The organism is Enterobacter sp. EC_50 (assembly GCF_019584525.1).
Lineage (GTDB): Bacteria > Pseudomonadota > Gammaproteobacteria > Enterobacterales > Enterobacteriaceae > Enterobacter > Enterobacter roggenkampii.
On sequence record NZ_VDAF01000013.1, the window covers coordinates 130,562 to 144,001 of the forward strand.

The 13,440-nt window shown below is 56.2% G+C and carries 11 protein-coding genes; 2 read left to right on the forward strand and 9 right to left on the reverse strand.

Annotated elements, in window-relative coordinates; all coding sequences use genetic code 11:
* Nucleotides 1-14: 14 nt before the first annotated feature.
* Together FHC48_RS12810 and FHC48_RS12815 are read left to right on the forward strand one after the other, a co-directional pair.
* Nucleotides 15-1,211, forward strand: a complete 1,197-nt coding sequence (locus tag FHC48_RS12810; protein ID WP_059363835.1) for a Bcr/CflA family multidrug efflux MFS transporter — start codon at nt 15-17, stop codon at nt 1,209-1,211.
* 278 nt (nt 1,212-1,489) lie between these two features.
* Nucleotides 1,490-1,834, forward strand: a complete 345-nt coding sequence (locus FHC48_RS12815) for a YejG family protein (RefSeq protein ID WP_008500952.1) — start codon at nt 1,490-1,492, stop codon at nt 1,832-1,834.
* A 3-nt stretch (nt 1,835-1,837) separates the two neighbouring features.
* Here FHC48_RS12815 and yejF read toward each other — a convergent pair whose 3' ends face one another.
* From yejF to FHC48_RS12860, 9 genes are all read right to left on the reverse strand, one after another.
* Complete coding sequence (yejF, locus tag FHC48_RS12820) at nt 1,838-3,427, reverse strand: microcin C ABC transporter ATP-binding protein YejF (protein ID WP_059363836.1); 1,590 nt, start codon at nt 3,425-3,427, stop codon at nt 1,838-1,840.
* Between the two features lies 1 nt (nt 3,428).
* Nucleotides 3,429-4,454 (reverse strand): ABC transporter permease, encoded by a 1,026-nt coding sequence (locus FHC48_RS12825; protein WP_032663181.1) that lies wholly within the window; start codon nt 4,452-4,454, stop codon nt 3,429-3,431.
* On the reverse strand, nt 4,454-5,548 hold the full coding sequence (locus FHC48_RS12830; RefSeq protein ID WP_008500949.1) for a microcin C ABC transporter permease YejB: 1,095 nt from the start codon (nt 5,546-5,548) through the stop codon (nt 4,454-4,456). Before FHC48_RS12830 ends, FHC48_RS12825 begins: the two co-directional genes overlap by 1 nt.
* A gap of 9 nt (nt 5,549-5,557) precedes the next feature.
* A complete protein-coding gene (locus FHC48_RS12835; RefSeq protein WP_008500948.1) occupies nt 5,558-7,363 on the reverse strand; it encodes an extracellular solute-binding protein in 1,806 nt (601 codons plus the stop codon).
* Nucleotides 7,364-7,436: 73 nt separating this feature from the next.
* On the reverse strand, nt 7,437-8,993 hold the full coding sequence (locus tag FHC48_RS12840; RefSeq protein ID WP_008500947.1) for a cyclic di-GMP phosphodiesterase: 1,557 nt from the start codon (nt 8,991-8,993) through the stop codon (nt 7,437-7,439).
* Between the two features lie 127 nt (nt 8,994-9,120).
* Nucleotides 9,121-9,690 (reverse strand): bifunctional murein DD-endopeptidase/murein LD-carboxypeptidase, encoded by a 570-nt coding sequence (gene mepS, locus FHC48_RS12845; RefSeq protein ID WP_008500946.1) that lies wholly within the window; start codon nt 9,688-9,690, stop codon nt 9,121-9,123.
* 415 nt (nt 9,691-10,105) lie between these two features.
* Nucleotides 10,106-10,819, reverse strand: coding sequence for a phosphatase PAP2 family protein (locus FHC48_RS12850; RefSeq protein WP_023618663.1), 714 nt, complete (start codon nt 10,817-10,819; stop codon nt 10,106-10,108).
* 33 nt (nt 10,820-10,852) lie between these two features.
* The gene (locus FHC48_RS12855) at nt 10,853-11,839 is read right to left on the reverse strand and encodes a GTP-binding protein (protein ID WP_008500943.1); all 987 of its coding nucleotides are present in this window, start codon (nt 11,837-11,839) and stop codon (nt 10,853-10,855) included.
* 122 nt (nt 11,840-11,961) lie between these two features.
* Nucleotides 11,962-13,428 carry a mannitol dehydrogenase family protein gene (locus FHC48_RS12860; protein WP_059363839.1) on the reverse strand — a complete coding sequence of 489 codons (1,467 nt, stop codon included), beginning with the start codon at nt 13,426-13,428 and terminating at the stop codon, nt 11,962-11,964.
* Between the last annotated feature and the right edge of the window lie 12 nt (nt 13,429-13,440).

Consider the following 13,440-nt stretch of genomic DNA (forward strand, 5'->3'; position numbering starts at 1 on the left):
TTCAGGAGAACCCTGTGACCATCAGGCCACACTCGTCGTTCAAAATCGTCTTCATTCTTGGCCTGCTGGCCATGCTGATGCCGCTGTCTATTGATATGTACCTGCCCGCGCTGCCGGTCATTTCCGCGCAGTTTGGCGTCCCGGCGGGCAGCGCGCAGATGACGCTCAGCACCTATATTCTCGGCTTTGCCCTCGGCCAGTTGTTTTATGGCCCGATGGCGGACAGCCTTGGACGCAAGCCCGTCATTCTGGGCGGGACGCTGGTCTTTGCGGCCGCTGCGGTTGCCTGCGCGCTGGCCCAGACCATCGATCATCTGATCATCATGCGCTTCTTCCACGGTCTGGCAGCGGCAGCGGCAAGCGTGGTGATTAACGCCCTGATGCGCGATATCTACCCGAAGGAAGAGTTCTCCCGCATGATGTCGTTCGTGATGCTGGTGACGACGATTGCGCCGCTGGTGGCGCCAATGGCGGGTGGTGCGGTGCTGGTGTGGTTCAGCTGGCATGTGATTTTCTGGATCCTGGCCCTGGCCGCGCTGCTGGCCTCGGCAATGATCTTCTTCTTTATAGATGAAACGCTTCCCGTCGAGCGCCGCCAGAAGTTTCACATCCGTACCACCATCGGCAACTTTGCCTCGCTGTTTCGCCACAAGCGCGTGCTCAGCTATATGCTGGCAAGCGGGTTCAGCTTTGCCGGAATGTTCTCTTTCCTGAGCGCCGGGCCGTTTGTCTACATCGAGCTTAACCACGTGTCGCCGCAGCACTTCGGCTATTACTTTGCGCTTAACATCGTCTTCCTGTTCATCATGACCATCATCAACAGCCGCTTTGTCCGGCGGGTGGGGGCGCTGAACATGTTTCGCGCGGGGCTGTGGATCCAGTTTGTGATGGCGATCTGGCTGGTGGTGAGCGCGTTTCTGGGCGTGGGCTTCTGGGCGCTGGTGGTCGGCGTAGCGGCCTTTGTCGGCTGCGTGTCGATGGTGTCGTCCAATGCGATGGCGGTGATCCTGGATGAGTTCCCGCACATGGCGGGGACCGCCTCTTCCCTGGCGGGGACGTTCCGCTTCGGCATTGGCGCTATCGTTGGCGCGTTGCTTGCGATGGCCACCTTTACGACGGCATGGCCAATGCTGTGGGCGATGGCGTTTTGCGCAACCAGCTCGATACTCTTCTATCTTTACGCCAGTCGACCGCGAAAAGCGGCCCACTAAAACACAGAGAAGGCCCGGCAGGGCCTTTTTTGTTGATACATATCAACCAAACCCCGTTCGTTTATGCTGTGTTTGTTTATTTTATGTAAAATCTATTTGTGTAAAAAGTCACATCATTGTATTCAAAAAGGTTGAGTTAGATCGCAGAAACGGGTACATATAGCGCCGACGCGAGCCTGAATACCGATAAAAAAGTGCTGAATAGTGCAGGCTGGCGATGATGTGTTACTATAAATGTAAATAAATTGTGAAGTAAATTTTGCTTCCGGGGAACGAACGTGAATACATTACAACTTTCTATTGTCCATCGCTTGCCCCAGAGCTATCGCTGGTCGGCGGGTTTTGCTGGTTCGAAAGTTGAACCGATTCCGCAAAACGTCGCGGGCTGTGAAAACTGCCTGGTGGCGCTCAAGCTGCTGAGCCCGAGCGATGAAAATGCATGGCGGGTGATGGAGCGTCTCAGTCAGGCCCTGACGGATATCGAAGTGGACAGCTCCGTGCTGGAATGCGAAGGGGAGCCGTGCCTGTTTGTGAAAAGCCAGGACGAGTTTGCTGCCACCTGCCGCCTGAAAAATTTTGGCGTTGCTATTGCAGAGCCTTTCTCCGGCCAGTATCCATTCTGAGCGCTAGTCTGACGACAACAGCTGGCGCGTGTAGCGCTGCGTTGGCGCGCTAAATACGCGCTGGCACTCTCCCTGCTCGACCACCTCTCCCTGTCGCAACACAATCACCTGATGGCATAGCGCCCGCACCACCTGCAAATCATGGCTGATAAAGATATAGGCCAGCCGGTGCTTTTCCTGTAGCCCTTTAAGCAACGCCAGGATCTGCGCCTGTACGGTCCTGTCCAGAGACGACGTCGGTTCATCCAGAATAATTAGCTCTGGTTTCAGGATCAGCGCGCGGGCAATGGCGATACGCTGGCGCTGCCCGCCGGAAAATTCCGCAGGATAGCGGTGGCGCGTCTCGGGATCTAAACCCACTTCAACCATTACCCGCATGACCTCCTGCTCACGCTGCTGCGCGCTCAGGCCGGGCTGATGGACGCGCAGGCCCTCTTCGACAATCTGTAACACGCTGAGCCGCGGGTTAAGCGAGGAGTTGGGATCCTGAAAGACCACCTGCATGCGAGGACGTACGGGCAGCATCTGGCGGCAGTTCCAGCGGTGCAGCGGCATGCCGTCAAACAGGATTTCGCCCTGTGAGGCAATTAAGCGCAGCAGCGCCAGACCGGTGGTGCTTTTACCCGAGCCGGATTCGCCCACCAGCCCCAGGGATTCTCCCGGGCGCAGCGAGAAGCGGAGGTTTTTCAGCACCGGGTTGCGATCGACAATGCGCCGCAGAATACCTTTGCGGATCGGGAACGAGACGGACAGATCCTCAACGCGCAGCAGCGGCGTGCTGTCAGCGTCGAGGGGAACCGGGTCCCCGGAGGGTTCGCTGTCGAGCAGGCGCTGCGTATAGGGGTGTTGCGGCGCGCTCAGCAGCGTGGACGCCGCATTCTGTTCAACACAGCGGCCGTTTTGCATCACCGCGATGCTGTCGGCCAGCTTTCTGACAATGCTCAGGTTGTGCGTGATAAACAGCAGGCTCATGTTTAGCTCGTCACGCAGGTCCCGCAGCAGCGTCAGTATTTGCGCCTGTACCGTCACGTCCAGCGCCGTTGTGGGCTCGTCGGCAATCAACAGCTCGGGGCGCGTCAGCAGCGCCATGGCGATCATCACGCGCTGGCGTTCGCCGCCGGAGAGCTGATGCGGAAAATCATTCAGCCGTTTGGCCGCATTGCGTATGCCTGTGCGCTCAAGACAATCCAGAATTTCTCCCCGCGCGGCCTCTTTGCGCATCCCACGGTGCAGGGAGAGCACTTCATAGAGCTGTTTTTCCAGGCTGTGCAGAGGGTTAAGCGACACCATCGGCTCCTGGAAGATCATCGCGATTTTGTTGCCGCGAATGCCGCGCAGGGTCTGTTCGTCGGCGTGCAGCAGCGAACGGCCGTGAAAAAGGATATCCCCTTGCGGGTAGCTCACCGGCGGAGAAGGCAGCAGCCGCAGGATGGAGAGCGCCGAAACGCTCTTGCCTGAACCCGACTCACCCACCAGGGCCAGCGTTTCACCGCGCTGGATCTGCAGCGTCAGGTCGCTGACCACGGTGCGCGTCTCGTCCTGTTTTGAAAAGGCAATCGACAGGTTATCAATACGGAGCAGGGGCTGGGTCATTTTAAACCGCCTTGTTCGGATCAAAGGCATCGCGCACGGCTTCGCCAATAAAAATCAGCAGCGACAGCAGCACGGCCACGGAAAGAAAGGCGGCGATGCCTAACCACGGCGCCTGCAGGTTGTTCTTGCCCTGCAGCAGCAGTTCGCCGAGCGACGGGGAACCCAACGGTAGCCCGAAACCGAGAAAATCCAGTGAGGTGAGGGTGGTGATGGAGCTGCACAGAATAAACGGCAGGAAGGTGAGCGTTGCCACCACGGCGTTGGGCAGCATATGGCGGAAGATGATCCCGCGGTCGCTCACGCCAAGCGCCTGCGCGGCGCGAATATAGTCGAAATTACGGGTGCGCAGAAACTCGGCCCTGACCACACCGACCAGCGCCATCCAGCCGAACAGGACGGTGATGCCTAATAGCCACCAGAAGTTGGGCTGTACGACGCTGGAAAGCAGGATGATCAGAAACAGCGTCGGCATGCCTGACCAGACCTCAATCACCCGCTGGCCCCAGAGGTCAATTTTCCCGCCGTAGTAGCCCTGAATGGCGCCCGCCACGACGCCCATCACGCTGGAGAAGATCGTCAGCATCAGCCCAAAGAGAAGCGAAATACGCGTGCCATACAGGATGCGCGCCAGCACGTCGCCGCCGTTAGCATCCGTTCCCAGCCAGTTTTGCGCGGAGGGCGGGGAAGGGAAGGGGGTCGTGGTGGCGAAGTTAATGCTGTTTGCGCCAAAACGCACCGGCGCCCAGAGCGCCCAGCCGTGCTGATCAATCTGCTGGCGAAGCCACGGATCCTGATACTCCGCCGGCGTCGCAAACGGGCCGCCAAAGTCGCTTTCGTTGTAATTGGCGATGACCGGCACGTACCAGCGGTCGTTAAAATGCACCAGCAGCGGTTTATCGTTAGCGATCAGTTCTGAAAACAGGCTTAAGACAAACAGCACGGCAAAAATCCACAGCGACCAGTAGCCGCGGCGGTTGTGGCGAAAGCGGGCCCAGCGGGCCTGGTTGACGGGGCTTAAACGCGGCATCATCGGCCCTCAAAATCGATTCGGGGATCGACCAGCGTATAGCTGATATCGCTGATGATATTCAGCAGCAGGCCAATCAGGGTGAAAATATAGAGCGTGCCGAACATTACCGGATAATCACGCGACACGGTGGCCTCATAGCCCAGCAGGCCCAGACCGTTAAGCGAGAACATCACCTCTATCAGCAGCGAGCCGGTAAAAAACATACTGATGAACGTGGCCGGAAATCCGGCGATCACCAGCAGCATGGCGTTGCGGAACACGTGCTTCCACATGATCTGCTTCTCGCTCACGCCTTTAGCGCGGGCCGTGACGACGTACTGTTTACGAATTTCATCGAGAAAGGCGTTTTTGGTCAACATGGTCAGGGCCGCAAACCCGCCAATGACCGTGGCCAGAACCGGCAGCGTGATATGCCAGAGGTAGTCGGTGATTTTCTGGTACCACGGCAGGGAGCTGAAATCGGCGGAGACGAGCCCCCGCAGCGGGAAGAGATCAAAATAACTGCCCCCGGCAAAAAAGACGATCAGCAGAACGGCGAACAGAAACGCCGGGATGGCATAGCCGATAATGATGAACGTGCTGCTCCAGATATCGAACCGGCTGCCGTTGTACACCGCTTTGCGGATCCCAAGCGGTATAGAGACCAGATAGATGATCAGCGTACCCCACAGCCCGAGCGTGATCGAAACCGGCAGGCTTTGCTTGATCAGCGTCAGCACTGACGCACTGCGAAACAGGCTATCGCCAAAATCAAAGCGGATGTAATCCCAGAGCATCTTGAAATAGCGCTCGTGAATCGGTTTATCAAAGCCGTAGCGGTGGGTGATCTCGGCGATCACCTCCGGATCCAGCCCGCGTCCGCCGCGGTAATGGCTTTCGCTGATATTCCCTACGCCAGTTCGCGCATGGCTGGCGCCCATCCCTTCACCGCCGCCGCCCGGCATGCCGCCGCTGTTGCCAAATTCAATGGCGGCAATGGCCTGATCGACCGGCCCACCGGGAGCGATTTGCACGATAAAAAAGTTAATCGTGATGATGGCCCACAGGGTGGGGATGACCAGCAGCAGACGGCGGAGAAGATAGGCACCCATGATAATTCCTTATCGCCGCTCAGCGGGAAGTCTGGCGGCTTTGTTAACGTCATACCACCAGGTGTCAAAGCCCAGAGAATAGACCGGGCGCACGGCAGGCACGGAGAACTTATCCCAGCGCGCAAGGCGATCTTCGCCCATATACCACATCGGCAGCATGTAGTAGTTCCAGGTTAAGACCCTGTCGAGGGCGCGCCCGAGCGGCACGAGCTTGTCTTTATCCCCCTGCGCCGCCACGATTTTCGCAATCAGCGCATCAATCGCCGGGCTTTTTACCCCCGGCGCATTGTACGAGGAGTCGATGTAGCTGGAGGCCCAGGAGATTTGCAGGTCCGAGCTAGGCCACGGCTGGGCGGGCCACAGGCGCTGCATCATGTCGTAATCACGGCTGCGCATGCGGCTGGTGATCTGCGCGTTATCAACCTGGCGAATGTTCATGGTCACGCCCAGCCGCTCAAGGTTGTGCTTAAACGGCAGCACCCACTGGTCGTTGCCCCCGGACGAGAGCAGCAGTTCAAAGCTGAGTGGCTTGCCCGTTTTGGCATCCACACGTTTTTGATTCTTCAGGTGCCAGCCTGCGTCATCCAGCAGCTTGCTGGCTTTGAGCAGGTTGTCGCGGTCGTAACCGTCACCCTTCGATGCGGGCGGCTGAAACACCGTTGTAAACACCTCTGGCGGTACCTCTGCTTTAAGGGGGGCCAGCAGAACCAGTTCGTCGGCTTTCGGATAATCACGCGCAGCGTATTCGGTATTCTGAAAATAGCTGTTGGCGCGGCTATAAGCCCCGTAAAACAGCGCTTTGTTCATCCACTCAAAATCAAAGGCCAGGGAGATGGCTTCCCGCACCCGGCGGTCATTAAATACCGGACGCTGAATATTAAACGCCAGCCAGCGGGTGTCCTGGGCAGATTCATTTTTGTGTTCGTCTTTGACGATATAGCCTTTGGCGAAATTTTTGCCGATATAGCGGGTCGCCCAGTTTTTAGCGCTGCTCTCGACGCGCAAATCGAATGCCCCGGCTTTGAACGCTTCAAACGCCACGTTATCGTCGAGGTAGTAATCATAGCGAAGGGTGTCGAAGTTCCAGCGTCCGCGGTTGACCGGCAGATTGGCCGCCCAATAGTCTTTGACACGGGAATAGACGACATATTGCCCCATTCGCCAGTCGGTAATGCGGTAGGGGCCGCCAGCCAGCGGAGGCGTTGAAAGCGGGTCGCTCAGCTTATGATTTTTCCAGAACGATTCCGGCATCACCGGCAGCGAGAACAGGCTGAGCATATTCTCTTTGTTTGGTTCGCTCAGCTCAATGCGCACAGTGAGCGGCGCGATGGCTCTGACCGACGCGCCTTTATACACGATGCGGAACTGGGGGACGCCTTCGGTCATGAATTTATGGAAGGTGAACGCAACGTCGCTGGCCTTCACCGGTGTGCCATCGTGAAAACGTGCCCGCGGATTCAGCGAGATTTCCGCCCAGGCGAAGTTATCGGCGTAACGTACGTTCTCGGCAATCAGCGGATAGTAGCTGCCGGGCTCGTCATCGGAGGTGACAAAGAGCGTATCGTAAAGCGATTCCGTTCGCGCGGCCGCCACGCCGCGCAGGGCGTAGCGGTTGAAGTTGTCGAAGGTTCCCGTGGCGGAAAGCGTGACCTTACCGCCTTTTGGCGCGGCTGGGTTGACGTAATCGAAGTGCGTAAAATTGACCGCGTATTTCGGCTCGCCAATCACCGCGAAGGCGATATTCTCTTTGATGGTTTGCGCCTGGCTGGACAGGCTCGTGAATGCCAACATCAGCAACATAAAGCGCATAAGCATCTCGCGGCAGCTCCCTCTCTACAGACCGGCTCGGTTAAGCTGAATAATAAGTGACGTCACGGGCAATGTGAAATTAATCGCCTTCGGGCGAAATATCAGGCCGCCATTCGCGGAACTGCGCCAGCGGCATCGGGCGGCTAATCCAGTATCCCTGCAGGAAGTTAACGCCGTGTTCGCGCAGCCAGGCCGCCTGTTCCGGCGTCTCTACCCCTTCGGCGACGGTCGACATATTCAGTCGTCTTGCCAGCGTCAGAACGGCATCCAGCACCGGCGACGTCACGGTCTCGGTACCGATCGCATTAACAAAACCACGGTCGATTTTGAGGTAGTCCATGGTGAAATGCTCAAGGTAAATCAGCGCGCTGTGGCCGGTACCAAAATCATCAATGGCGATTTCAAACCCTTCGTTATGCAGCCATTCGAAAAGGGTGTTGGCCTCCCGATGGTTGAGCATATCGCGCTCGGTAATTTCCAGCACGATCTGGAAGTAATCCGGCGGCAGCAGGGCTTTGAAGGTGCGCATATCGTCCTTGAAGCTTTCCGCATGCAGATGCCCCGGTGCAATGTTAATACCCACCTTTGCGCCCGGAGGTAACAGCGTTTGTAACACGGGAGCATCGTGAATGATAAGGTCAAAGAGATGCAGCGTCAGCGGGACAATCAGCTTCTGTGCTTCGGCAAAATTGATAAACGCGTCCGGCGGAATTTCCCCCATTGTCGGGTGTTTCCAGCGCATCAGGACTTCGAGCCCGGTCATCCTGAGCGATTTGGCATCGACGACGGGCTGATAAACCACATAAAACTGACCGCGCTTTATAGCGCTTAAAATTTCTTTACCCGGGTTGAGCCGAATGCTGAGGATGTAGTAGTTAAGCGATCCGGCACAAATCCCGCATACCAGCCCGAAGAACAGCGCGTAGAGAATTTCATCGCTGGTCCATGCGTCCGCATACAGGTTGATGGTCAGGGGGAGGTCTTTCAGCGTCGCCGTGCGGACCGGGATGTCATGCAAGTCGCGGGTATGAACCAGCGTGCTGGACCGCGTCGACAAGGCGTTATCGCCGATAATGATAGCGATACCCGCGAACTCGTCCTGGCGCTCAGTATAGAGCAGGTAAGGCGTCAGATTAATATTCACAGAAGTGAACACCCCGCCGTCCTTCACTAATGGGTTGCGGTACCAGATCGCAATCGCAGGTTCATCAGGCAGCATGGGGGTACCCGGAAGCAACGCCATATCGATCTGTTTATTGATGTTCAGCTCAGGTATGAGCGTCTCCATCGGGGCATTCATCGGGCCTGTTGCCGAGGAGCAGAATGCCATCTTGTCCCGGACCAGCAGGAAGGCGCGAACGTTAATGCTGAAGGCCGCGCGTGAGGTGAGTTCCTGGTTGACGTCCTGGCACGTGTTCAGCGTGAGAGGCTGGAGGACATTGACCGCTTTTTTTAGGTCTTCGAAATAGCTCCCCATGTAGGCGCTCACATCATTCACCAGGGTGTCGAATTTGACTTCCCGCTTGTGGTAACTCCACGAAAATTGCAGGGAACCCAGAAGCAGGGCAGTGATGAGACCCGTGATAATACTGAGGATCAGTATTTTACGATTACTGGAAAAGTAGCGGGTGAGCATAGACGTCGTGATTCCTGAAAAGCCGCTTGATGTATTCAGTGTAACGGGCAAAAAAAAACACTGCCGAAGCAGTGCTTTTTTTCATCATATCGCCAGCCAAGGGATAACCAACGATACAATAGTTATATTAACTGCGGGTCAGTACGCGGCGCGCTTCGTTATAACGCTTCTTCCAGTACGGTTCGTTCATGCTGGAAATGGTCACACCGCTACTGGTGGAGGCATGTACGAACTGGTCATTACCAATGTAAATGCCAACATGTCGACCTGTAGAACCGGCACGGAACAGTACTAAATCACCGGTGCGCAGTTTGGTACGTGAAATCGACTTGCCCATCTCCTGCTGTTCATAGGTTGAACGCGGAAGATCTAACCCAAATTGCTCGCGGAACGTACGCTGTACAAAACCGGAACAATCAATACCTGTTTTCGTGCTGCCGCCAAGACGATAACGCACGCCTTTCCAGTCAGCATACTGGTCCATAATGCGGGACTTCACGTCCAGATTACGTACCATATTTTCAAATTCATCCTGAGAGGCTTGCAGTGAAGAGGAATCTTCCATTCCCACAACACGCGTCTCAGGATGCATATTCTTCGCGGTGTTCGATGTACTACATGCAGATAACAGTACCGCGACTGCTATCGCCGGGATCCCCCGCAAGATATATCTCAGAAACGGTTGAGATTTGACCATTTTGTTTATTTTCCCTTGAAGTCCTTAACGACAAATATCGTTATAAAAATGCCAAACGTGACGAGACTAATTATCTGTTCACATCGAGACAATTCTTTCTGGTCACATTTGTGGCATAGCGCACAAAATTATTCACCATCGAAATAATTATCCCTATGGGGCAAAACGAGTTCGAGATTAACCGATTGCCAGGGGTATTGCGAGTAAAAAAAGCCTTTTTTTTATAAGAAAATGTGATACAGAAAGTAAAAATCCGTAATTGCTTAAAATGCGGTCAGATCCGACGCGTGATCGCGCAATTGCTTCATTTTTATCATGAATGTGATGACAGGAATATGACAGAGGGAAAAGATCGTGGCGGGAAGGCTATCGGGGATCATGTCGATCCCTGATAGCTCACGTTAATTTAGGTGAGTTATTTGTTTAATTGTTGTTGCGCTCTACCGGGAAGATAGCGATCGAACAACGCTATTATCCTGTCGCTCAGCGGGGTCATTAAACACCACGGCAGCGCAATCAGCGCAACGGAGAGCGAACCGACAGCAATATCGGTGAACCAGTGAGCGCCAATCATTACGCGCGGGAAGGCAAAAACCACAAAAATAATCAGGGCTATGGCAAACGCTTTTCGGCCGAAATAGCGAAGCATGACTGCGGAAAAAATGAGCAGCATCATGCCGTGATCGCCGGGGAAACTGTCCTTCGACGCATCTTTTGTTGGAATATGCAGCAGCTCACTGACGCGATAAATATCGGTGAAAAAGAGCGTAGGGCTGGAACGCTTAACCGGAATAATCGCGGTAGCCAGCTGATTAATGACGACAGCAAACAGCAGCATTACCAGACCGATAATCAGAATACGCCGACGTCCCGCTTTATCCTCTTTCAGCCAGAAAGAGAGCATCAGGCAGCCCATGGCCAGCAGCGAGAAGCCGTCGAAGGCGCGGTTGTTGGTGATGGCCACCAGCCACAGGAATGCGTCGCTCTTCACCAGCGCCTGGTTGAAGAAGTGAAAGATGCCAGAATCCAGGGGGAACCAGAAACCATGATTCGCCGGGATATACCAGGAGAAGAAAAGCGCCAGACCGGCGACATTAAGCAGTAATATCAGGGGAAATCGAGTTGTCATAACGTTCTGCATAGAGTGAAAACTGGGGCAACGTTAGCCGCCCGAACTTAAACGAATCCTCAACAGGCTGGACTGGAGGGCATTCCAGTCGGCGTTAACCGCACTAATTAACTCTATTCGGCTGTCAGGCGGCGCCACGTTCTGCGTTTCAATGAAGAAATCGTCGCCCTGACGGTTGATCCGCACCAATCCGTCCGGCGTGCGCATGATCCCTTTCACGCGATCGACGGGCGCAAGGCGGGCCCACTCCAGAATCCCGATAGTATCGAAAACGGTCTCAGCATCGAAAATCCATCCGCAGGCCTGGTATCCCTGGCCGCTGTTCAGGTTACGACGCCAGCGCTGGTGCTCCGGCAGGCTCAGGGCTGCCAGACCCTGCTTAACCGGATGGCTGTGCGCATGATCCGCGCTGGCAGGCAGCTCGGTGAGGTTCAGACGAGGCAGGTCAAGCAGGGTGCTATCAATATTCCCCTGGGTGGTCTGCACCCGCGTGCGATTGCCGCCAAAATGTTGCCACCACGCCTCCAGCGCGGCCTGGCTTTCAGGCGTGGCGCGATCTTCCTTGTTGGCGACGATAACGTCTGCCGAGGCGAGCTGATCGCGGAAGTTCTCGTTGGCCACCGCCTTGTCATCCAGAAGCTGACGCGGATCGAGCAGGCACAGTGTGGCGCGCAGATCGATCCACGGCTCGTAAACCGGGGCGGTCAGTAAATCGAGGATCTGCTTCGGGTGGCCCAGCCCGGTCGGCTCAATCAGCAGGCGGTCGGGTTTGCCCTGACGCAGCAGGGTATTGAGCCCCACCTGCATCGGCAGGCCATTGACGCAGCACATGCATCCGCCGGGGATCTCTTTAATCATCGCGCCGCTGGATGACAGTAACGCGCCGTCAATGCCCACCTCGCCAAATTCATTGACCAGCACGGCCCACTTCTCGGCCGGATCTTTATTCGCCAGCAGGTGGAGAATTGAGGTGGTTTTACCGCTGCCGAGAAAACCGGTGATGAGGTTGGTTTTGGTCACGTGCGCTCCAGATGAGAATGATGATGCGATAACACTGTTCTCTATCCTGGCGAAAAACGTGACCTGTGAGAAGGGGAAGGGCGAACGGAGGCTTTATCCGTTCGCGTTAAGCGCAACAATCGTTAAATATTTAACGTTTCGATAACAGCCTGACGTGCGCCGTGACGGGTGATGCGCTGATAGGCCTGGCTAACAGCCTCAACAAAAACACGATTGTGCGCGAGATCGTGACCAAACACTTCGCTCAGCCCCAGCAGCGCGGGGACGCGGTCGATGTCGCTGCTGGCGTTGACGATCGTGCGGATTTTATCGCTGAGGGGATCGCGAACGTCAATCGCGTTGCCGCGCTCGTCGGTGCCGCTGACGTAGCGTATCCAGCCGGCCACGCCCAGGGCCAGCAGCGGCCACGGCGTGTTTCGCTCAAGATGAACGCGGATCCCGTCCAGCATTCTTTGCGGAAGCTTCTGGCTACCGTCCATCGCGATTTGCCAGGTCCGATGCTGGAGGGCCGGGTTGGCAAAGCGTTCGAGCAGGCTATCGGCATACGCGGTGAGGTCGACATCCTTAATCCGTAACGTGGGGGCCTGCTCGTTCAGCATCAGCCGACGGGCGGCTTCGCGGAACGCTGTGTCCTCCATGCATTCATTAATATGCGCGTAGCCGGCAAGATACCCGAGATACGCCAGGAAAGAGTGGCTGCCGTTGAGCATGCGTAATTTCATCTGCTCCCACGGCAGAACATCCTGCACCATCTGGACACCCGCCACTTCCCACTCGGGACGGCCGGCGACAAAATTATCTTCTATTACCCACTGAATGAACGGCTCGCAGCTGATGGCGCACGGATCTTCCACGCCGAGCGCGTCGGTGATTTCCGCCAGCGAGGCCTCCGTCGCGGCGGGAACAATCCTGTCGACCATCGTTCCGGGGAAGCTTACGTGGGTATCGATCCATTCAGATAACCCTGCGGAACGTTTTTGCGCCATGCCCAGCACGGCGTTTTTCACCACGTGCCCGTTGTCCGGGATATTGTCGCAGGAGAGCACGGTAAAGGCAGGCAGGCCGCGCTCGCGGCGGCGATGGAGCGCTTCGACCAGGATCCCAGGGGCGGAATGTGGCTCTGAGGGGTTTTCAAGGTCGTGGACGATCCGGGGGTTATTCAGGTCGAGTTTCCCGGTCGCGGGATCGATGCAATAGCCTTTCTCTGTGATGGTGAGCGAGACAATCGCGACCTGAGGCTCGCAAAATTTCTCAATAATGGCGGGCAGGGAGTCCAGCTTTGCGTTCAGGCATTCATGGACGGCACCGACGATAATCGCCTCATTTCCTTCAGCCCCTTTTTCCAGCACGGTGAACAGATGATCCTGCGCGCGCAGCTGGCTCATCAGCACATCGCCGCTGAAGAGGCTAATCTCACAAATCCCCCAGTCGCCGCCTTTTTCATTCAGCACCCGATTTGTTAACAATGCCTGGTGCGCACGGTGAAACGCGCCAAAGCCAAAGTGGACGATGCGGGAGCGCAGTTGCTGACGATCGTAGCGCGGTTGCTGAACCCGGGCAGGAAGGGCGGTGGAGGCAATTGTCTTCATGAGATACACCTG